The sequence below is a fragment of the Rhodoferax antarcticus ANT.BR genome, from assembly GCF_001938565.1.
GTDB lineage: Bacteria > Pseudomonadota > Gammaproteobacteria > Burkholderiales > Burkholderiaceae_C > Rhodoferax > Rhodoferax antarcticus.
Map to the genome: position 1 here is coordinate 43045 of NZ_MSYM01000013.1, position 19008 is coordinate 62052.

Consider the following 19008-nt stretch of genomic DNA (forward strand, 5'->3'; position numbering starts at 1 on the left):
TTTTGGTGAAATGACTGTGCTACATTCAAACTCCATGACATCAGTGACCTTCTTCTTTAGCTACTTTTGGTTCTCAAGCGCCGCTGGCGGAAGAGAGTTCTGAAACGTTCCCAAACCAAACGTCCTGATTCTTCAAAACCGCCGGCAGCCCCGGCGGTTTTTTTATGTGTTTTTGATGCCAAACCTGCAAGGAAATCTTCCATGAATGCCAAAACTGTTGTCAGTGCTGATCCAGATGCCTGGAACCATTCTTTGAATGCCAACGCCCCTGATCGAACAGGTCAGACCGACAACGAACGCATCAAGGACATCACCGTGCTACCGCCACCCGAACATTTGATCCGGTTTTTCCCCATCAAGGGCACACCGGCCGAGACCATGATCAGCGCCACCCGCCGCAACATTCACAACATCACGACCGGCAAGGACGATCGCGTGCTGGTGGTCATTGGCCCATGCTCCATTCATGACCCGGCTGCTGCCATGGAGTACGCCCGCAAATTGAAGGTGCAACGCGAAAAATACGCCGATTCGCTGGAAATTGTGATGCGCGTGTATTTTGAGAAGCCACGCACCACCGTTGGCTGGAAGGGCCTGATCAACGACCCGTACCTGGACGAGAGCTTCCGCATCGACGAAGGTTTGCGCATGGCGCGTCAACTGCTCATCGACATTAACCGCCTGGGCTTGCCTGCAGGTAGCGAGTTTCTCGACGTCATCTCGCCGCAGTATCTGGGCGATTTGATCAGTTGGGGGGCGATTGGCGCACGCACCACCGAGAGCCAGGTGCACCGCGAACTGGCCTCAGGCCTGTCGGCACCGATTGGTTTCAAAAATGGCACCGACGGCAATATCCGCATCGCCACCGACGCGATCCATGCTGCAGCGGGCGGTCATCACTTTTTGTCGGTGCACAAAAATGGCCAGGTGGCCATCGTCCAGACCAAGGGCAACAAGGATTGCCATGTGATTTTGCGCGGTGGCAAGGCGCCCAACTTTGACGCTGTGAGCGTCGCTGCTGCCTGCACCGAACTGGAAAAGTCCAAACTGCCGCAGACCCTGATGGTGGATTGCAGCCACGCCAACAGCAGCAAGCAGCACGAGAAGCAGATCGACGTGGCGCGCGACATTGCTGGGCAGATTTCAGGTGGCTCGAAGCAGGTGTTCGGTGTGATGGTGGAAAGCCACCTGAGCGCAGGTGCACAAAAGTTCACGCCTGGCAAGGACAAAACCGACAAGCTGGTTTATGGCCAAAGCATCACCGACGCTTGCCTGGGCTGGGACGATTCGCTACAGGTGCTGGAATTGCTGTCGCAAGCGGTGCTGACGCGACGCGCCGCTTGAGCCGGATGCAGATCGCGAAGCTTGCGCCTTGAGCCGATGCAGCCAAGAGATCAGCGTGTCGAGGGCGATCGTCACAGGTAAAAACCCGTGCCTCTTGTCACTTTAAGGGTTATATGCCTTTTTGGCCTCTAGCCCTTACAGATCAAGCGGTAGTAGCTATATATTTTGTAGTGAATACAATAGTTTGGCATGCACGCCACCAAAGCCGCCGTTGCTCATGCACACGATGTGGTCACCCGCGCGGGCTGCCCGTGTGGCGGCGGCTACCAGCACGTCTAGCTGGTCACTGACCAGCGCCCGGTCAGCCATCGGTGCCAGGGCGCTTGCCGCATCCCAGTCGAGCCCCGCACTGTGGCAGAAAGCCAGGTCAGCGTTCTCCAGGCTCCAGGGCAGCAGTGCTTTCATGGTGCCCAGCTTCATCGTGTTGGAGCGCGGCTCAAACACCGCCAGGATACGCTCTCCGCTTGGCAGCGAGTTGCGCAGACCGTCCAGCGTTGTGCGGATGGCAGTGGGGTGGTGCGCGAAATCGTCATAAACCGTGACCGTGCCAGCCGTAGCGTCATGGCCCACCGTGACCGTGCCGCGCACCTCCATGCGGCGTTTGACGTTCTCGAACCTACCTAACGCGGTGGCTGCGGCCTCTGGCGCAACGCCCAGATGTTCTGCTGCAGCGATGGCGGCCAGCGCATTCAGTTGGTTGTGGACACCGGTCAGCCCCCAACGCACGTGACCTGCGGCATTGCCATGGTGGAGCACCTCAAAATCGTTGGCGGAGCCCACGGCGGTGAAGTCGCCCACTGCCGCGCCAAAGCTACGCACCTCGCTCCAGCAGCCCATGTGCAGCACTCGGGCCAAGCTTTCTTCCAACCCGTTGACCACAATCCGGCCACTGCCGTGTGCACCAGTGCCTGGGACGGTGCGAACAAGATAGTGGAATTGGCGCTCGATAGCGGCAAGATCATCAAAGATGTCAGCGTGATCGAATTCCAGATTGTTCAGCACGGCAGTGCGCGGACGGTAATGCACAAATTTGCTCCGCTTGTCGAAAAACGCCGTGTCGTACTCATCAGCCTCAATCACAAAGGCTTTTCCAGTACCCAGTCTGGCAGAGATGCCAAAATTCAAAGGCACACCACCCACCAGAAAGCCAGGTTGCAGGCCTGCGCATTCCAGCACCCAGGAGGTCATAGCGGCGGTGGTGGTTTTGCCGTGCGTACCGGCAATGGCGACCACATGGCGGCCCTGCAAGATGTGTTCGCTAAGCCACTGGGGGCCGCTGGTGTAGGGCAGGCCAGCGTCCAGAATCGCCTCCATCAACGGGAACTTCGGGTTGCCGTCGCTCAGACGTGCGCGGCTCACCACGTTGCCCACCACAAAGATGTCAGGATTCAGGTTGATTTGGTCCGCCGCAAAGCCGTCCAAGAGGTCAATTCCCAAGGCACGCAACTGGTCGCTCATCGGCGGGTAAACACCCGCATCGCAACCGGTGACCTTGTGACCCGCCTCGCGCGCCAAAGCAGCCAGACCGCCCATGAAGGTGCCGCAAATACCCAAAATATGAATGTGCATGCTCTGATTCTAGAGAACGCACTACCTGCGCCGCTTGGCCTTGCGTCTGGGCGGGTGGTGTGAATCAGGGCAAAATCCGCGCTCTATGAACGATTTGCAGACCGAGATCGCGGCGCAAGCTGCCCGCTGGGTGGTGGAGGAGGGGCTTGAATATGGCCCTGCAAAGCGCCGCGCCGTGAAAGCGATGGGTTTGCCAGGGCGCACCGCACTGCCCGGCAACGATCAGCTCGAAGATGCAGTTCGCGACTACCTGGCGGTGTTTTGCTGCGACACCCAACCGCAAGAGCTGCTGGCGTTACGCCGCTTGGCCCTGGTCTGGATGGAGCGCTTGGAGGAGTTTCGGCCGCACCTTGGCGGTGCGGTTTGGCGCGGCACCGCCACGCGGCTGTCAGATATTTACCTGCAGTTGTTTTGTGATGACTGCAAATCGACAGAAATTGCGTTGATTGACAGGAAAGTGCGCTACCTTCCGCACAGGGTGACCGGTTTTAATGGTGAAACCGTCGATGCGCTCAGTGTTCATGCGTTTTGTGCAGAGTTGCAAGAGGAGATTGGTGTGCATTTGATGATTTATGACCGTGACGATGTGCGCGGCGCCCTGATTCCTGACGGCAAAGGGCGCGCACCACGCGGCGATCTGCGGGCGTTGCGCCGTGTGTTGGCTGAGGTGCAGGCTTGAGCGCGCCAGCCTCTGGCCATTCGCGCCGGGCCTGGCTGGCTGCTGCTGGTGTTGCCGTGGTGGCGGGCGTTACGGCCTACGCGTTGCGCCGCCAGCCTGAAGTCAGCAGACAGCCCGGGCCGGTCGAGGAGGCCTTTTGGCAAACAGAATTCAGCCAACTTGATGGCGCCACTTTGCCTATGGCGTCCTTCCGCGGGCAAAACCTGTTGGTGAATTTCTGGGCTACCTGGTGCCCCCCGTGTGTGGCTGAACTGCCTCTATTGAGCGCCTTTCATAATGAAAACAAGCCTAAAAACTGGCAAGTTTTGGGTTTGGCCGTAGACCAGCCCAGCGCTGTCAAGCGTTTTCAGGCCCAAAATCCTCTATCTTTTCCGGTGGCTTTGGCGGGCATGGACGGCACGGAGATCAGCCGCTCGCTGGGGAATTTGAGTGGTGGTTTGCCGTTTACTGTTGTTTTTAGTCCTGCGGGTGCGGTGGTGCATCGTAAAATAGGACGCGTCTCGCCGGATGATCTGGCTGCCTGGGTGCAAGCAGGCTAAGCTGACAAAAGGCTTTTTGGTTGTAAAATGCTGGTTTTTAGATTGATATTTAAGTCATTTGCTGACAGTTGACAGAAGTTGGCGTAAATTCAGTCTAAATCCCCCTACTGCATGTTGGAGTGTTTATGGACCTTAGAAAACTTAAAACCCTCATTGACCTGGTTTCAGAGTCGAATGTTTCGGAGCTCGAAATCACCGAAGCCGAGGGTAAGGTGCGCATTGTCAAGGCCAGCGCCGCGATAGCTCCGCAATTTGTTCAGATGACCACGCCAGTGGCATCGGTGGCAGTGGCAGGCCCTGTGGCGACCGCTGAGCCTGCTGTGGCGATTGAAACCGGCCACATCACCAAGTCACCCATGGTGGGTACCTTTTACAGGTCAGCCACCCCTGGCGCCAAATCCTTTGTGGAGATGGGTGATGCGGTCAAGGAAGGCGATACTTTGTGCATCATTGAGGCGATGAAGATCCTCAACGAGATTGAGGCTGACAAAACCGGCACCATCAAGCGCGTCCTGGCGGAAAACGGGCAAGCGGTTGAGTATGGCCAGCCGCTGTTCATCATCGAGTGACGCCGGGCGCCATCTATGTTTAAAAAAATCCTGATCGCCAACCGTGGCGAAATTGCCTTGCGCATTCAGCGCGCCTGTCGTGAGATGGGCATCAAGGCGGTCATGGTCTACTCTGAGGCTGATCGTGACGCCAAATATATCAAGCTGGCCGAGGAGGCTGTTTGCATTGGCCCGGCCCAGTCGGGCTTGAGTTATCTGAATATGCCGGCCATCATCTCGGCGGCAGAGGTGACAGACGCGGAGGCTATCCACCCCGGCTATGGTTTTTTGAGCGAGAACGCCGATTTTGCCGAGCGGGTCGAGCGTAGCGGCTTTCAGTTCATTGGTCCCACGCCGGAATCCATCCGGATCATGGGTGACAAGGTGTCGGCCAAGCAGGCCATGATCAAGGCGGGTGTGCCTTGCGTGCCGGGCTCGGAAGGCGAGTTGCCAGACGACCCCGTGCAGGTCAAGCGTATCGCCAAAGCCGTCGGCTACCCGGTGATCATCAAGGCTGCCGGTGGTGGGGGCGGGCGTGGCATGCGGGTGGTTCACACCGAAGCGGCGCTCATCAATGCCGTGGCCATGACCAAGAGCGAAGCCGGAGCCGCCTTCAACAACTCGGCGGTTTACATGGAGAAGTTTCTCCAGAATCCGCGCCACATTGAAATCCAGATCCTGGCTGACAAATTCAAGAATGCGGTGTATTTGGGTGAGCGGGATTGCTCTATGCAGCGCCGCCACCAAAAAGTGATCGAGGAGGCACCTGCCCCCGGTATTCCCCGCAAGATCATCGACCGTATTGGTGAGCGCTGTGTGGCGGCTTGCAAACGCATCGGCTACCGCGGCGCGGGGACGTTCGAGTTTCTATATGAAGACGGTGAGTTTTACTTCATTGAGATGAACACTCGCGTGCAAGTTGAGCATCCGGTTACGGAAATGACTACCGGCATTGATATCGTCAAAACCCAGATCATGGTGGCGGCCGGTGAAAAGTTGCCGTTCACGCAGCGTCAGATCCAGATCCGTGGCCATGCCATTGAGTGTCGTCTGAACGCCGAAGACCCTTACAAGTTCGTTCCGTCGCCCGGGCGTATCACCATGTGGCACCCACCCGGTGGGCCGGGCATCCGGGTTGACTCCCATATCTACACGAACTATTTTGTGCCGTCGAATTACGACTCGATGATTGGCAAGGTGATCGCCCATGGCGATACCCGCGAGCAGGCCTTGGCCCGCATGCGCACGGCGTTAGGCGAGACGGTTGTAGAAGGTATCAATACCAATATCGCGCTGCATCGTGAGTTGATGATCGACGCAAAATTCATGGAGGGTGGTACCAACATTCACTATTTGGAAGGCTGGCTGGCTGACCGCGCTCACAAGTAGGGGCGACGCATGTTTGAACTGCGATTGATGTGCCCAGCGGATCGGGTCGAACCGCTCAGCGAGGCACTGGAGGTGCTCGAGGCGCTGAGTGTCAGTGTGGAAGATGCCGACGCCCAGACCGACGCCGAGCAAGCCCTGTTTGGCGAGCCCGGTATGCCTGCACCCAAGGATGGCTGGCAACGGTCACGCGTGCTGGCTTTGTTTGCGGAGCAGGCTCAGGCGCAAAGTGCCTTGCAACTGCTGCGATTACAAGACTTTTTTGTCGGTTGCGAAGCGTTGGGCATTGAGCACGTGCCCGAGCAGGATTGGGTTCGGCTTACTCAGTCGCAGTTTGCGCCGGTGGAGATCACACCTGAGTTCTGGATCGTCCCCACATGGCACGAGCCGCCTGACGCAGCGCGAGTGGTGATCAGGCTGGACCCGGGCTTGGCGTTTGGTACCGGTACACACCCCACCACCCGCATGTGCCTGCGCTGGATTGCGCGCAATGAGGCGGATGTAGCGCTGTCCAGGGTTCTGGACTATGGCTGTGGCTCAGGCATTCTCGCGGTCGGTGCTGCCAAGTTTGGCGCCTCAGATATTGATGCGGTGGACATTGATACCGGTGCGGTCGAGGCCACGCGCCTCAACGCGCAAGCCAACCATGTGCAACTGCGCGCAGGTTTGCCAGAGTTGGCGTCTGGGAGTTACCAAACGGTGCTGGCCAACATTCTGGCCACACCCTTGACAGTGTTGGCTCCGCTGTTGTGGTCGCGCGTGGCAGACGGCGGTCATTTGGTGCTGGCGGGCATTCTGGAGCGCCAGGCTGACGAACTCAAGGCTGCTTATGCACCTTATTGCAGCTTGACGGTTACGGAGCAGGAAGATGGCTGGATTTTGATGACGGCAAAGCGTTGAGGCGCTAGACTCAACGGCCGTTCCACCCCCCCGTTTATGAGTCTCCTGACACGTTGCCCCGCCTGCACCACCCTCTACAAGGTTGTGCCCGACCAGTTGCGCATTTCCCAGGGATGGGTCAAGTGCGGACACTGCGACGAAATTTTTGACGCCTCCCAGCATCTTTTGGAGGCGTCGATTGAGCCGGCAGAAGTCGTCAGCGCGCCACCGCCTGAGTCGCTAGTCGACCCCATCGACGAGGCCTCGGCGGATGATTTGGCACTTCCCGCAGAACGTGATCAGGATGATTGCGCAGCGGTGAATCATCTAGAAGAGCCAGAGCCAGAGCCAGAAGCCATTGGCGCTCTGGTCGGCCACGAAGATCTATCGGTTGTTTCTGCCGAGTGGGAACCCTCGAATCCCGATGCGCCCGAAGTTCAAAACGTTATTTCAAGCGCAGCGTCTGAAACCACCACTGAACCAGCGCTGCCTAGCGCACCTGAACCTGTTAATGAACCCGTCGCGCCAGAACCCAAAGCTGCGTCAATATCGTTCATGCGTGACGCAGCTCCCATACCGATTTGGGAACCTGGCACTGTCAAGCGGGCCCTGGCGGGAATTGCTATTGTGTTGACTCTGGGTTTGGGTGCTCAGTGGGTTTATCAGGACCACGACCGGCTGTCGGCCTCACGGCCAAACTGGCAGCCTGCGTTGACCAAGGTGTGTGCTTTTCTACGCTGCTCGGTCCAACCATTACAAAAGATTGAATCGATGGCGATCGATTCGGCTGCTTTCACCAAACTGGGCCCCGACCGTTATCGCCTGAGCTTTGTCCTCAAAAATACCGACCCTCTGATGCTGGCGGTGCCCAGCGTTGAATTGACGCTGACCGACGTGCAGGATCAGGTGGTGGTTCGCCGTGTGTTGTCGCCGCGCGAGTTGGCAGCGGCCTCTGAACGTCTGCCCGCTGCTTCTGAATGGCCGGTGGCGGTGAATCTGCGTGTTACGTCGGATGTATCTTCGTTGGCCGTGGTGGGTTACCGCTTGCTGGCTTTTTACCCCTGATCAGCGCAGAAAAAACCCTGGAAAAATGCCAGGGTTTGATGCTGCGAGCGCTCACGCCAATCAGGGCTTGGACCCGGTAGGAAATGGCCACGCTGCCTGAGGATTGAGCTTAGTCTTGGAGGCTGGCGCTAGCGTGGCAGCCGCTGTTTTTGGCGTCTTGGCAGCAGGCGCTGCAGCTTTGACCGGTGCTGCGGCTTTCGCTGGTGCTGCAGCTTGGGCGGGTGCGGCAGCTTTAGCAGGCGTCGCCGCTTTCTTGGCGGGCGCAGCAGCCTTTTTGGCTGGCGCTGGCGCTGGGGCTGGCGCTGGCGCTGGGGCGGCAGCGGCTGCTTTTTTCACCGGGGGTGCAGCTTTCTTCGCGGTGACAGGTGCCTTTTTGGCAGCAGCGGTTTTCGCAGGAGCAGGCGAAGGCGTAACCTTTTTGGCGGGCGCGGCATTCGGTGCGGGTGCTGCCTTGGTTGGTACTGCAACGGCTTTTTTCGCGAGCGCAGTGGCTTTCTTGGCTGCAGGTGCTGCCCTTTTCTTAGCCACAGGTGCCGCAGCTTGTTTCACCGCCGCCACAGATTTTTTGGCCGAAGCAGCAGGCTTGGTCGGGCTGGCTTTTTTAGCTGCTGGCGCAGGTGTTTTGGCCACAACAGCCGTGGGTACTGGAGCCGCTTTTTTCGCGGCGGGTTTTTTAGCAATGACCATCAACTTCTCCTTGGGGTAGCTACAAAGAGCACCTTATGTCAATGATTTGGCATAAAGTGATTCAGGTTGTTGGGGCTGCCCCAGCACCATGAATGGGAACACACAGGCACGCGACAAAGCAGTTTTCGTCTGGCTTGTGAAAGAGGGTGGGCTCGCATCGTCTGGTTCAACGTGAGGCCTCAACCGGCAGGGTCGCGGTAGCCTTGAAGGGGTTGATGACGCGCGACCAGCCCTGAATCTGGCAGTGCGAAAGAGGCGAAGGGTTGGCAGTAGGAGTGACTTTTTGGGACCGGGGCGACATAGTATTTTCCAATCCGCAAATTATCAGAGTTCATTGCACAAATTGAAAGCTGCACAAGCAAGCAAATGGTGATGAAGCCTGCGATGTTGCGTATCAACAGCGACTCTGTGGCGCTGCTGTGTGCGCAGGCCTTGTTCAGGCGCGTACCGCTGCTGGCAACAGCCTTGCGTCTAGGGCCAGAGAGCGCTCTAACAGGTGCCAGTCAAAACCGGCGCCGGGGTCGTGTTTGCGACCAGGCGCAATGTGTTCGTGCCCTGCCAGGTGCTCGATGGGGTAACGCTGCTGGATGCTGGCGCACAGAGCAACCAGGGTCGCGTATTGGGCAGGCTCAAAGCGGGTGCCCTCCAGGCCTTCAAGTTCGATGCCGATGCTGAAGTCGTTGCAATTGCTGCGACCCCGGTAGCTGGAGGCGCCGGCATGCCACGCGCGATCGTCGCAGCTGACAAACTGCCAAAGCTCACCGCTGCGGCGAACATAAAAATGCGAGGACACCGTCAGCCCCTGAATGCGATGAAAATACGGGTGGGCTTGCCAGTCCAACCGGTTGGTGAAAAGTTGCTGAACTTCGTCACCACCATACTGGCCCGGTGGCAGGCTGATGGAGTGCAGCACGATCAAATCAACACAGCTGCCTTTTGGACGTGGGCCAAAGTTGGGTGAGGGCAGTTGGGCTGCAAACTGGTAGCAGCCGTCACGCCACAAGGCGTTCGGGGCGACAGCCCCGCAGCGTTCAGTCGGCGGCGTCATCCGGGTTATCTTCAGTGCCGGGGGCATCAATTTTGAGCCGTGCCATGCGATAGCGCATTTGGCGCAAATTCAAACCCAACCGCGCGGCTGCCGCAGTGCGGTTGAATTGGGTAGCGCGCAGCGCCTGCAGCAACAGGCTGCGCTCCAGTTGGTCGAGTTGCGTTTGCAAGTCGCCGGCCACAGGTTCCGGCGCGATCTGTTCACGGGTGGGCAACGCAGCCGCAGCAAATTCGAGGGCATCCAGCGTGGAGTCGCTGAGCGTTGTCGTGCCTTGCACCGGGCGATCAAGCTGCAGGCTCTGCCCGTCTCCCAGTGCCACGGCACGGTACAGCAGGTTTTCCAGTTCGCGCACATTCCCCGGCAAGGTCAGACACGCCAGCTCCTGCAGCACTTCAACTGGCAAGGTCGGCACCGGTGTGTCTGATTCCTGGGCAATACGTGCCAGCAAAACCTGACACAGTTCGGGCAGATCTTGGGCCCGCTCTCGCAGAGGTGCAATCGTCAGGTCGATCACGTTGAGCCGAAAAAACAGGTCTTGGCGAAAGTTGCCGTTCTGCACCTCTTGCGACAGGTTTCTATGGGTGGCGCTGACGATGCGCACGTCCACCGCCTCTTCCTGGTTCGAGCCCAGCGGGCGAATGCGCCGCTCCTGGATGGCGCGCAGTAGTTTGGACTGCATCGGCAACGGCAAGTCACCAATCTCATCTAGGAACAAAGTGCCGCCACGCGCCGCCTGGAAAAAACCTTCGCGGTCTTGGGTGGCTCCGGTATAAGCCCCTTTGCGCGCACCAAAAAATTCGGCCTCCAGCAGCGTCTCAGGAATAGCGCCGCAGTTCACCGCAACCCAGGGGCCTTTGACACGGTGACTGTTGGCATGAATGGCATAGGCCACCAGCTCTTTGCCGGTGCCAGATTCGCCCGTAACCATCACCGGCGCCATGCTGGTGGCCACCTTGAGGATGCGCGTCTTGATCTGTTGCATGCACTGCGAGTGTCCGATCAGCCGGTCCAGCGCACGCTGGCCCAACGCCCCGGCGACCACGCCTGGCGTCGGTTTGCTGAAGAGGGCACCTTCGTCTGCTGACCCCGGTGTCACGCTGCGCACCGCCGAAGCCACCACCGCCCGGAACTGCTTCAGATCAACCGGTTTGGTCAGGTAGTCAAAGGCGCCTGCCTTGAGCGCTTCCACCGCATTCTGAGCCGACCCATAGGCGGTAATAACGATGCTGCGTTCGTTGCGGGCCTGGGCTTTGATGTCGGTGATGAGCGCCATGCCCAAGCCATCGGGCAGCCGCATGTCAGTGATCATCACATCAAAGCGGTGCGCTTCCAGCAGCGCACGCGCCTGCTGAAGGTTCTCCGCCGTGTCAACCTGATGACCCTCTCGCAACAGGGTCAGCTCGTACAGCGTGCGCAGGTCGGGCTCGTCGTCGACGACCAAAATCCGGGCGTGGCTGGCAGGTGTGGTCATGGTGTTGCGGGCTGGTCAGGTGCTGGCTTGAAAACAACGCGAAATTCGTTGCCTGGTACCAGCTGCTGGTTCAGTAATCTGTCGCTGCGGTCGTAGGAGATGGTGGCGCCATGGCTCTCGCACAGCTCACGGCAAATATACAACCCCAGCCCGCTTGAGCGGCTCTCAGACGAAAAAAAAGGCTCAAACAAATGCTGCTCTACCGACGGGTCCAGCACCGTTCCGTCGCTCCAAACGCGTAGCGTCAGTCCAATTTTTGAAGGCATCTGGCCGCCACTCTCCAGGCTGACCTGAATGCTGCTGGGGCGGTGGCTAGCGAAGCGCTGAGCGTTGTCTAGCAGATTGATCAACACCCGGCGCAAGTGCTCCACATCAAACCAGCCGTTAAGTGGCTCTATGGGCAGGCTCAAGCCGAGCTCGCCACCGGCCGCATGCTGATTGCCCCAATCCCGACAAATGCGCTCTGTGCTTTTGCAGATGTCCAGCGACTTTGCGGAGTCTGCCCGGCCGGGTTCACCCGCATGCGCGAGGTGCAGCACATCTTTGACGATGTTTTCCAGTCGCAGTGCGTTTTGACCGACCATTTGCGCCAGGCGTTGTTGCGCCGGGTCGCTCAGGTCCTCGGTCAATAGGGCGTTCGCCTGAGTGATAGCGGCTAGCGGGTTGCGAATTTCATGTGCCACCGCAGCCGACATGCGACCCATGCCTGCCAGTTTTTCGGCCCTGATGCGCGCCTGAATCTCACGCTGATCCTGCATGAACACCACGCACAGGCCCTGCACTTGCTCTTGAGTTTGGCCCTTCAGTGAGCCGGTCAGCTGGGTGCGTACTCGCAGCCTGCGCGGGCTGCTACCTGGCCTGTCAACGGTGATGTCAGCCTGTTGCGGGTGGTGGCTGGCAAAGCTGGCGTGCACCAACTGCATCAAAGTCTGCCAGCCAGGACGGGTGCTCAGGTCGAGCTCGTCATTTTGCGCCCTCGTGTCTAGCAGCAGACAGGCCGCTGGGTTGGTGGAACGGACCTTGCCACCTTCGTCGACGACCAGCACGCCATCGGTCAGCGACTTGATCACCAGCTCGTTCACCCGGCGCTGCTCGGCGACAGCCAGCTGGTTGCGCTGCGCCCGCAACTCCACATTGGCCAGGCGTGTCGCCAGTTGGCTTGCTATGAATGAAATAGCGAAACACCCAGCACCCGTGAGCGCTGCCTGCAAAAAATTGCCTGTGACATCGCCGGTGTGCCGGGTCATTAGCCAAGCGGCATGGGCAAACAACAGCAAGGTGACGCTGGCCGCAGTGGCCATGGCCAGCAGCATGGACCCCAGCACGCCGACCACCAGCACCGGTAGTGCAAACAAAGGCGTGTAGTCAATGGCACCACCTTGCACGATTTGCAGAGTGGCAAAAGCCAGCACATCCACCCCCACGGTCTGTAGCCAGGAGGCGTCAAAAGACCGCTGCAGTTGCTGTGGCTGCCCGGTCAGGCGCACCGCCAGCGCCGCTGCAAAATAAGTCAGGCAGATCAACAGGGGCGCGCTGCTTTGTTGCGGTATCAGCGCATAAATGCCGACCTGAAACAGTGCCAGCATCAACCCCAAGGTGGCACGGGCGGTCATGAAACCGCGCCACAGGCGTTCAAACTCCTGCGGCTGATCCAGCTCAGCGTGTGAAGCGTTAGGGAAGGAAGTTGGCCAGAGGGAGTTCACTGGCGCAGCAGCCAATCAGGACTCTGACAGCTGCAGATGCTCGGCACAGCAGTAACTGCCTTGACGACCCGTGATCGCATCAGCGGCCGGAAGGTGCAAACCACACTGCTGGCAGCGCACCATGTCCTCCAACTGTGGCTCGGCGGCTCGGGTAGCACGGTCGGGCTTGACCGAACCGGCCCGGCTTCTCCATAGCCAGACAATCACCAGCACAGCGGCCAGAAGTAACAGGCCTCTCACAAGGTCTGCCCCATCATCACCTCAAGCACAAAGCGCGACCCCACATACGCCAGCAGTAGCAGCCCGGTGCCCATGTAAAGCACGCGAACCGCTTGCCGACCGCGCCAGCCAAAGCGCGCGCGCCCGATCAGCAGCACACCAAAAGTTAGCCATGACAGCACCGAGAAAATGGTTTTGTGGTCCCACTTGATGGCGTGCGCGCTGCCATACAAATAGTTGCCAAAGAAGAAGCCGGCAATCAGGGTGGCTGTCAGCAGCAGGAAGCCTACATGCACAAAGCGGAAGGTCAGGCGCTCCATGGTCAGCAAAGGCATGCCGGTAAAACCGTCTGCGCCGATGCGAATGCGCGCCTCAGCACGCGTCATCATCCAGGCGTGGACTACCGCCGCAGCAAACAAACCGTAGGACGCAATGCCCAGCGCCCAGTGCAGTGGCAACCAGGCTGACAAATTCGCACTCAGTGGCTCACCCGGAAAAAGCAGGGTCAGCAGCACGACCGCCGCGCCAATGCTTGACAGAACCCAGGGCGTTTTGAGTTGTGGAAAAACAAAAATTTCAACCGCATACACCAGCCCGACCAGCCAGGCGGTAATCGACAGCGCGGGGGCAAACCCGAACAGTGGGCGTTCCCCACCCCACAAGCTCCAGCCAAGCAAAGCGCCATGCAACGACCACGCCAACCACACGGCCACACGCGACAGTGTTTGGTCAGTACGCGTGGCACCGGTGGCAGATACCGCATAGGCAGCAGAGGCCGCCAGCGACAGCACAAGTGTTAGAGGGGAAGCACTGGGTAAAATCATGGCAACAGTTTACCGTTTTGTCATTTGCCTTATCTCAAAGGCTCCAACTCAGGCTCCGCCCGCCGGACACCCCCCACATGGCTTCTGCTCTTACCGACAAACTCTCCCGACTGGTCAAGGAAATCCGTGGTCAGGCCCGCATCACCGAGGCCAACGTGGCCGACATGCTGCGCGAAGTCCGCATGGCACTGCTGGAGGCCGACGTTGCCTTGCCGGTGGTGCGCGACTTCATTGCCCGGGTGAGGGAAAAAGCGCTGGGCCAGGACGTGCTGGGCTCGCTGACGCCCGGCCAGGCACTGGTGAGCATTGTGAACAAAGAGCTCGCCGCCACCATGGGAGACGGTGTCGCCGACATCAACTTGGCCGCCCAGCCGCCTGCGGTGATTTTGATGGCAGGCCTGCAGGGTGCCGGTAAAACCACCACCACCGCCAAGCTGGCCAAGCACCTGATCGAAAAGCGCAACAAAAAAGTGCTGACCGTCTCTGGCGACGTGTATCGCCCCGCGGCTATTGAGCAGTTGAAAACCGTCACCGCCCAGGCGGGGGCCGAGTGGTTTCCCAGCACGCCAGAGCAGAAGCCGGTGGACATTGCCCTGGCCGCGCTGGACTTCGCCAAAAAACATTACTTTGACGTGCTGCTGGTCGACACCGCCGGGCGCCTGGCCATCGATGACGTGTTGATGCGCGAGATCAAAGACTTGCACGCCGCCATCCACCCGGTCGAGACGCTGTTTGTGGTGGATGCGATGCAAGGCCAGGACGCGATCAACACCGCTCGCGCCTTTAAAGAGGCGTTGCCGCTCACCGGCATCATCCTGACCAAGCTCGATGGCGACTCACGCGGTGGCGCGGCGCTCTCGGTGCGGCAGATCACTGGCGCACCGATCAAATTTGCCGGCACCAGTGAAAAGCTCGATGGCCTAGAAGTGTTTGACGCCGAACGCCACGCTGGGCGCGTGCTGGGCATGGGCGACATTCTGGCGCTGGTGGAGCAGGTGACTGCCGGGGTCGATATGGCCAGCGCGCAAAAGTTGGCCGCCAAGGTCAAGAGCGGCGCCACCTTCGATTTGAACGACTTTTTGAGCCAGATCCAGCAGATGCGTCAAATGGGTGGTTTGGGCAGCCTGATGGACAAGTTGCCCAGCGCCATGGCTGCCAAGGCCGGCCAGGTCGATATGGGCCGGGTTGAAAAAGACATCAAGCGCAAGGAAGGCATCATCCACAGCATGACGCCCAAAGAGCGCACCAAGCCCGATCTGATCAAAGCCACCCGCAAGCGCCGCATTGCTGCGGGTGCCGGGGTTCAGGTGCAGGAGGTGAACCGCATGCTCAAGGAGTTTGAGCAGATGCAGGACATGATGAAAAAAATGAAAGGCGCCGGCATGATGAAAATGATGAAGCGCCTGGGTGGCATGAAAGGCATGGGCGGCATGCCCAAGATGCCGTTTTAGGGCGCATCCGTAATCAAACTTTTAAGCCTCTAGCCCTTATCTTCAAAGGGCTGATAGCTATTTAATTGCGAGTGTCTGTCTACTGGAACATCGCCTGAAAGTTCTGTGTGCCGAGATAGCTCACCAAAATCCACAGAGCCACCAGCACCGCCCAAATGATGTTCGACACCTTGTTGCTGGGGGGGTTGATGATGGCCTCCTTCGCACGCGACATTGGGGTGCCCGGGGTGGTGTCCTGAGGTACCTTCCCCATGCTTTCATCAACGATCAGGTTGGTCTGAATACGTGCGGTCGTCATGATCTGATCGATCAACGCCCGTGCTTCACGGGTTTGGTCGGTTCGCTGCAGTTTCTGGGCTTGCTGGGTGATGGCCTTGAAGGCGGCATATTGCGATTCTGAAGGGTTCATCTGGTGGCTCCGGGTGAAAAATTTCGGGCTATTTTCGCCTCGAAAGAGGCCTGCGGTCTTGCCCTGAATCAAGGAAAGCGTCCGCAAGTACTGGGCCGCTACTGCGACTCAGTTCATGGATTCTGGCCACCCTCGGGTAGACCCGTTATTTCACCCTCCCCAGCGCGCTCAGGCCTATTCTTGCATCTCCGGCGCGGCATGTGACGCGCTTGGCGTGATGGTTGCGTCGCGCGCGCTGCTGCGGGTGCGTCGCAACGCATGACGCTGTGCGCGGGCGCTGCGCCGTTTGCTGCGCTTGGCTGACTTCCAGAGCACATAGCCATACAGCAGTCGGGCCAGGTATCCCACGCCTAATAGCGCCGCCAGCCCGATCAGCCATGGGGTGATTTGGTCAATCAGTTTCTCACGCATCATGCTGGCCATTTCTCTGTCCAACTGAGCTTGCGCGGCGGATCTGGGGGGCTGGGCCGGGTCTTGGCCGCCAGGTGCGTCCCACCGGCCAGGGCCTTTGACGCTGGGGTCGGGTTTATCCTGTTCGCGCCATTGGTTTTTGTTCAGGCCCAGATCAGATTTCAATTCGTGCAGGGCTTGCACCGCACCAGACTCGACCAACTTTTCGAACACCGGCCGAACGCCTTCCTTGATGGCGCTGTGAACCGACACGTCGGCAGGGGTGTGCGTCTGGCCCGGCGACGCGGTGGGGGTGGCACCGGTACGCTGCGGCATCACTGGGCCAGCAGGCGGCGGGGGCAATGTGCGCTGAGCCTTCTCGGCAGGCTCTGGCCGGGTGAGCGCGGTGCCTCTGGTGCCTGTGCGCAGCGGTTCTGCATCCACTGGCAGGGGTTCAGATGCCACTGTCACACCTTTGCGGGTGTCGATGGTCGTATCCGCCGACTCGGTGCCGTCGTACAAAACAATGGGCTCGGCAAGCGCCGATGTGAGCAACCCCAAACACAGTGCACAGACCGCGCTAAGCCGGGTGGAAGCAGTCCAAAGTAGACGCGGTAATCTCTGGTGCATAACGCTGTTGATTTTTCAGGACCGTGGAAAACCGCAGTGGTGCGAGTTAAACGCATCCAACTGTGAAGGAATGCTGAACGGGCGGACTTGATCGACGCATCAGTTACAAATTTTAGCGCTGACCAAAGGCCAGCTCAGCGTGTCGCGGAGGCATTTGTTAGGTGGATGCAGCGCTGGACCGCTTTGGCTACGAAAAATATAAGATTTAAGCCTGTAGCCCTTATGCTTAAAGCGCTAGCAGCTATTTTTTTAATAGCTACTAACCTGCTGTGAGTTCCAGCGTGTGCACCTCGCCACGCAGGGTGTAGGTGCGGGTCTCGGAAATGCTGACGTCCACCATTTGCCCGATCAGGCGCGGCTGGCCAATGAAGTTCACCACCCGGTTGCATTCGGTGCGGCCCATCAGCTCGCCGCCGTCACGCTTGGAGGCGCCTTCCACCAAAATGCGCTGCACCGTGCCGACCAGGCCCTGGCTGATGCGCGCCATGTTGGCGTTAATGGCGGCTTGCACCTCGTGCAGGCGGCGCAGCTTGACGTCGTGCGGCGTGTCGTCAGGCAGATTGGCCGCCGGGGTGCCAGGGCGTGGGCTGAAGATGAAGCTGAAACTGTTATCGAACCCCACATCGTCGATCAGCTTCATCAGCTTGGCGTGGTCGTCTTCGGTCTCGCCGGGAAAGCCGACGATGAAGTCGGAACTCAGCGCCATGTTCGGGCGGATGGCGCGCAATTTACGCACCGTGCTCTTGTATTCCATGGCGGTGTAGCCGCGTTTCATGGCCATCAGCAAGCGGTCCGAGCCGTGTTGTACCGGCAGGTGCAGGTGGCTAACCAGTTTGGGCAGCTTGTCGTAGGCGGCAATCAGCGCGGGCGTGAACTCGTTGGGGTGGCTGGTGACATAGCGCATGCGCTCAATGCCGGGAATGTCAGACACGTATTCCAGCAGGGTGGCAAAGTCGGCCATCTCGCCGGTGTCGCTGACCGTGCCAGGGTGGCTGATCATCTTGGCGCGCCAGGCGTTCACGTTTTGGCCCAGCAAGGTGATCTCCTTCACACCTTGATCTGCCAGGCCAGCCACCTCCACCAGAATGTCTTCAAACGGGCGGTGAATTTCCTCGCCGCGCGTGTAAGGCACTACGCAGTAGCTACAGTATTTGGAGCAGCCCTCCATGATGCTGACAAACGCGCTGGCACCTTCCACACGCGCGGGCGGGAGGTGGTCAAATTTTTCGATCTCGGGAAAACTGATGTCGACCTGCGAGCGGTTTTGCCGTGCGCGCTCGTCGAGCATCTGCGGCAAGCGGTGCAGCGTCTGCGGGCCAAACACCACATCCACATAAGGCGCGCGGGCAATGATGGCCGCGCCTTCCTGGCTGGCCACGCAGCCGCCGACGCCGATCAAGGCGCCTTTCTTCTTCAGGTGTTTGACGCGGCCCAGGTCAGAAAACACTTTTTCCTGCGCCTTTTCGCGCACCGAGCAGGTGTTGAAGAGGATCAGGTCAGCCTCTTCCACGTTGTCGGTGGGCTCATAGCCTTGTGCGGCGCCGAGCACGTCGCTCATTTTGTCCGAGTCGTACTCGTTCATCTGGCAACCGTAGGTCTTGATGAATACTTTTTTGCTCATGGCGATAGGGGGAATGATAATTTTGATAGCTGCTGGCGCTTAATGTATAAGGGCTGGAGCCCGATTTCTTATATAAAGGGGGCCGTTGGCCAGGCGCTGAACCCGGCCCTGCGCGTGGCAAGCCTTGCGTGCCGTCAGTTGCTAGCCGGACGCGCGTCAGACTCGAAGCGGATGTTGCTGATGGTGTCGTTGCCGGGGCGCTTTTGCTGGGCTTCGGCGTCGGTCAGAATCCACACCTCGTGAATCAACCCTTGGCCGTCGCGCACATAGTTCACGCGCAACTGCTGCCCCACCAGCGTGCCCGACATGACGATCAAATTGTTTGTGCCTCTGATGCGCGCGCCGGGTGAGAGCCTAGCTGGTGCACCGTCGAGCAAAATTGTCGGCGGTGTGGTCACCTGAAAAATGCCGCGCAGCGCCTTGGCAGGAAAAGGTCGCGTCATTCCCTGCGCCTCGGCCACCGAGGGCAACAGGCAGGCGACGAAGGTCAGGCACAGGGCCAGAATTAACAAGGGGGCTTTGAAAGCGCGGAGCCAGCGGTTCATG

Annotated in this window: 20 protein-coding genes; 8 read left to right on the top strand and 12 right to left on the bottom strand. The window is 59.2% G+C overall.

Annotated elements, in window-relative coordinates; genetic code table 11:
• Window positions 1-56: 56 nt before the first annotated feature.
• Window positions 57-203, bottom strand: coding sequence for a hypothetical protein (locus BLL52_RS20755; RefSeq protein ID WP_156876197.1), 147 nt, complete (start codon window positions 201-203; stop codon window positions 57-59).
• On the opposite strand from BLL52_RS20755, the gene BLL52_RS08870 reads away from it, so the two are divergent.
• Window positions 202-1344, top strand: coding sequence for a 3-deoxy-7-phosphoheptulonate synthase (locus BLL52_RS08870; RefSeq protein ID WP_075586341.1), 1143 nt, complete (start codon window positions 202-204; stop codon window positions 1342-1344). The genes BLL52_RS20755 and BLL52_RS08870 overlap by 2 nt on opposite strands.
• 156 nt (window positions 1345-1500) lie before the next feature.
• Here BLL52_RS08870 and mpl read toward each other — a convergent pair whose 3' ends face one another.
• The gene (mpl, locus tag BLL52_RS08875; protein WP_075586342.1) at window positions 1501-2913 is read right to left on the bottom strand and encodes a UDP-N-acetylmuramate:L-alanyl-gamma-D-glutamyl-meso-diaminopimelate ligase; all 1413 of its coding nucleotides are present in this window, start codon (window positions 2911-2913) and stop codon (window positions 1501-1503) included.
• Between the two features lie 85 nt (window positions 2914-2998).
• Between mpl and BLL52_RS08880 the strand changes: the two genes are divergently transcribed.
• The 6 genes from BLL52_RS08880 to BLL52_RS08905 all read left to right on the top strand — a co-directional run bounded on the left by BLL52_RS08880 (window position 2999) and on the right by BLL52_RS08905 (window position 8009).
• Window positions 2999-3592 (top strand): hypothetical protein, encoded by a 594-nt coding sequence (locus BLL52_RS08880; RefSeq protein WP_075586343.1) that lies wholly within the window; start codon window positions 2999-3001, stop codon window positions 3590-3592.
• 59 nt (window positions 3593-3651) lie between these two features.
• Complete coding sequence (locus BLL52_RS08885; RefSeq protein WP_274534896.1) at window positions 3652-4131, top strand: TlpA family protein disulfide reductase; 480 nt, start codon at window positions 3652-3654, stop codon at window positions 4129-4131.
• A 125-nt stretch (window positions 4132-4256) separates the two neighbouring features.
• Window positions 4257-4700 (top strand): acetyl-CoA carboxylase biotin carboxyl carrier protein, encoded by a 444-nt coding sequence (gene accB, locus BLL52_RS08890; protein ID WP_075586345.1) that lies wholly within the window; start codon window positions 4257-4259, stop codon window positions 4698-4700.
• A 15-nt stretch (window positions 4701-4715) separates the two neighbouring features.
• Complete coding sequence (gene accC, locus BLL52_RS08895; protein WP_075586346.1) at window positions 4716-6068, top strand: acetyl-CoA carboxylase biotin carboxylase subunit; 1353 nt, start codon at window positions 4716-4718, stop codon at window positions 6066-6068.
• A 9-nt stretch (window positions 6069-6077) separates the two neighbouring features.
• Complete coding sequence (gene prmA, locus BLL52_RS08900) at window positions 6078-6965, top strand: 50S ribosomal protein L11 methyltransferase (RefSeq protein WP_075586347.1); 888 nt, start codon at window positions 6078-6080, stop codon at window positions 6963-6965.
• Between the two features lie 36 nt (window positions 6966-7001).
• Window positions 7002-8009 (top strand): zinc-ribbon and DUF3426 domain-containing protein, encoded by a 1008-nt coding sequence (locus tag BLL52_RS08905; protein WP_075586348.1) that lies wholly within the window; start codon window positions 7002-7004, stop codon window positions 8007-8009.
• A 60-nt stretch (window positions 8010-8069) separates the two neighbouring features.
• Here BLL52_RS08905 and BLL52_RS08910 read toward each other — a convergent pair whose 3' ends face one another.
• From BLL52_RS08910 to BLL52_RS08935, 6 genes are all read right to left on the bottom strand, one after another.
• The gene (locus BLL52_RS08910; RefSeq protein WP_075586349.1) at window positions 8070-8696 is read right to left on the bottom strand and encodes a hypothetical protein; all 627 of its coding nucleotides are present in this window, start codon (window positions 8694-8696) and stop codon (window positions 8070-8072) included.
• A 436-nt stretch (window positions 8697-9132) separates the two neighbouring features.
• On the bottom strand, window positions 9133-9744 hold the full coding sequence (gene ampD / locus BLL52_RS08915) for a 1,6-anhydro-N-acetylmuramyl-L-alanine amidase AmpD (RefSeq protein WP_075586350.1): 612 nt from the start codon (window positions 9742-9744) through the stop codon (window positions 9133-9135).
• On the bottom strand, window positions 9728-11215 hold the full coding sequence (locus BLL52_RS08920) for a sigma-54-dependent transcriptional regulator (protein ID WP_075586351.1): 1488 nt from the start codon (window positions 11213-11215) through the stop codon (window positions 9728-9730). The genes ampD and BLL52_RS08920 overlap by 17 nt, the downstream gene beginning before the upstream one ends.
• Window positions 11212-12918: a sensor histidine kinase gene (locus tag BLL52_RS08925; RefSeq protein ID WP_476748461.1), complete on the bottom strand. Its 1707-nt coding sequence runs from the start codon at window positions 12916-12918 to the stop codon at window positions 11212-11214. Before BLL52_RS08925 ends, BLL52_RS08920 begins: the two co-directional genes overlap by 4 nt.
• A 15-nt stretch (window positions 12919-12933) precedes the next feature.
• A complete protein-coding gene (locus BLL52_RS08930) occupies window positions 12934-13158 on the bottom strand; it encodes a PP0621 family protein (RefSeq protein WP_075586352.1) in 225 nt (74 codons plus the stop codon).
• Entirely contained in the window at window positions 13155-13961 is an 807-nt protein-coding gene (locus BLL52_RS08935) for a cytochrome C assembly family protein (protein ID WP_075586353.1), read from the bottom strand. The genes BLL52_RS08930 and BLL52_RS08935 overlap by 4 nt, the downstream gene beginning before the upstream one ends.
• Window positions 13962-14038: 77 nt before the next feature.
• Here BLL52_RS08935 and ffh point away from each other — a divergent pair, with 77 nt between their 5' ends.
• The gene (ffh, locus tag BLL52_RS08940; protein ID WP_075586354.1) at window positions 14039-15412 is read left to right on the top strand and encodes a signal recognition particle protein; all 1374 of its coding nucleotides are present in this window, start codon (window positions 14039-14041) and stop codon (window positions 15410-15412) included.
• 79 nt (window positions 15413-15491) lie between these two features.
• On the opposite strand, the gene BLL52_RS08945 is transcribed toward ffh, so the two are convergent.
• From BLL52_RS08945 to BLL52_RS20995, 4 genes are all read right to left on the bottom strand, one after another.
• Window positions 15492-15821 (bottom strand): hypothetical protein, encoded by a 330-nt coding sequence (locus tag BLL52_RS08945; protein ID WP_075586355.1) that lies wholly within the window; start codon window positions 15819-15821, stop codon window positions 15492-15494.
• A 174-nt stretch (window positions 15822-15995) separates the two neighbouring features.
• Entirely contained in the window at window positions 15996-16772 is a 777-nt protein-coding gene (locus BLL52_RS08950) for a hypothetical protein (protein ID WP_075586356.1), read from the bottom strand.
• A 328-nt stretch (window positions 16773-17100) separates the two neighbouring features.
• Window positions 17101-18462, bottom strand: coding sequence for a tRNA (N6-isopentenyl adenosine(37)-C2)-methylthiotransferase MiaB (gene miaB / locus BLL52_RS08955; protein ID WP_075586357.1), 1362 nt, complete (start codon window positions 18460-18462; stop codon window positions 17101-17103).
• Window positions 18463-18596: 134 nt separating this feature from the next.
• A complete protein-coding gene (locus BLL52_RS20995) occupies window positions 18597-19007 on the bottom strand; it encodes a hypothetical protein (RefSeq protein ID WP_175580241.1) in 411 nt (136 codons plus the stop codon).
• Window position 19008 lies beyond the last annotated feature (1 nt).

Coding starts and splice junctions, on each gene's coding strand:
- BLL52_RS08870 (WP_075586341.1), top strand. CDS start 202: ATGAATGCCAAAACTGTTGTCAGTGCTGATCCAGATGCCTGGAACCAT.
- BLL52_RS20755 (WP_156876197.1), bottom strand. CDS start 203: ATGGAAGATTTCCTTGCAGGTTTGGCATCAAAAACACATAAAAAAACC.
- mpl (WP_075586342.1), bottom strand. CDS start 2,913: ATGCACATTCATATTTTGGGTATTTGCGGCACCTTCATGGGCGGTCTG.
- BLL52_RS08880 (WP_075586343.1), top strand. CDS start 2,999: ATGAACGATTTGCAGACCGAGATCGCGGCGCAAGCTGCCCGCTGGGTG.
- accB (WP_075586345.1), top strand. CDS start 4,257: ATGGACCTTAGAAAACTTAAAACCCTCATTGACCTGGTTTCAGAGTCG.
- accC (WP_075586346.1), top strand. CDS start 4,716: ATGTTTAAAAAAATCCTGATCGCCAACCGTGGCGAAATTGCCTTGCGC.
- prmA (WP_075586347.1), top strand. CDS start 6,078: ATGTTTGAACTGCGATTGATGTGCCCAGCGGATCGGGTCGAACCGCTC.
- BLL52_RS08905 (WP_075586348.1), top strand. CDS start 7,002: ATGAGTCTCCTGACACGTTGCCCCGCCTGCACCACCCTCTACAAGGTT.
- BLL52_RS08910 (WP_075586349.1), bottom strand. CDS start 8,696: ATGGTCATTGCTAAAAAACCCGCCGCGAAAAAAGCGGCTCCAGTACCC.
- ampD (WP_075586350.1), bottom strand. CDS start 9,744: ATGACGCCGCCGACTGAACGCTGCGGGGCTGTCGCCCCGAACGCCTTG.
- BLL52_RS08920 (WP_075586351.1), bottom strand. CDS start 11,215: ATGACCACACCTGCCAGCCACGCCCGGATTTTGGTCGTCGACGACGAG.
- BLL52_RS08935 (WP_075586353.1), bottom strand. CDS start 13,961: ATGATTTTACCCAGTGCTTCCCCTCTAACACTTGTGCTGTCGCTGGCG.
- ffh (WP_075586354.1), top strand. CDS start 14,039: ATGGCTTCTGCTCTTACCGACAAACTCTCCCGACTGGTCAAGGAAATC.
- BLL52_RS08945 (WP_075586355.1), bottom strand. CDS start 15,821: ATGAACCCTTCAGAATCGCAATATGCCGCCTTCAAGGCCATCACCCAG.
- miaB (WP_075586357.1), bottom strand. CDS start 18,462: ATGAGCAAAAAAGTATTCATCAAGACCTACGGTTGCCAGATGAACGAG.
- BLL52_RS20995 (WP_175580241.1), bottom strand. CDS start 19,007: ATGAACCGCTGGCTCCGCGCTTTCAAAGCCCCCTTGTTAATTCTGGCC.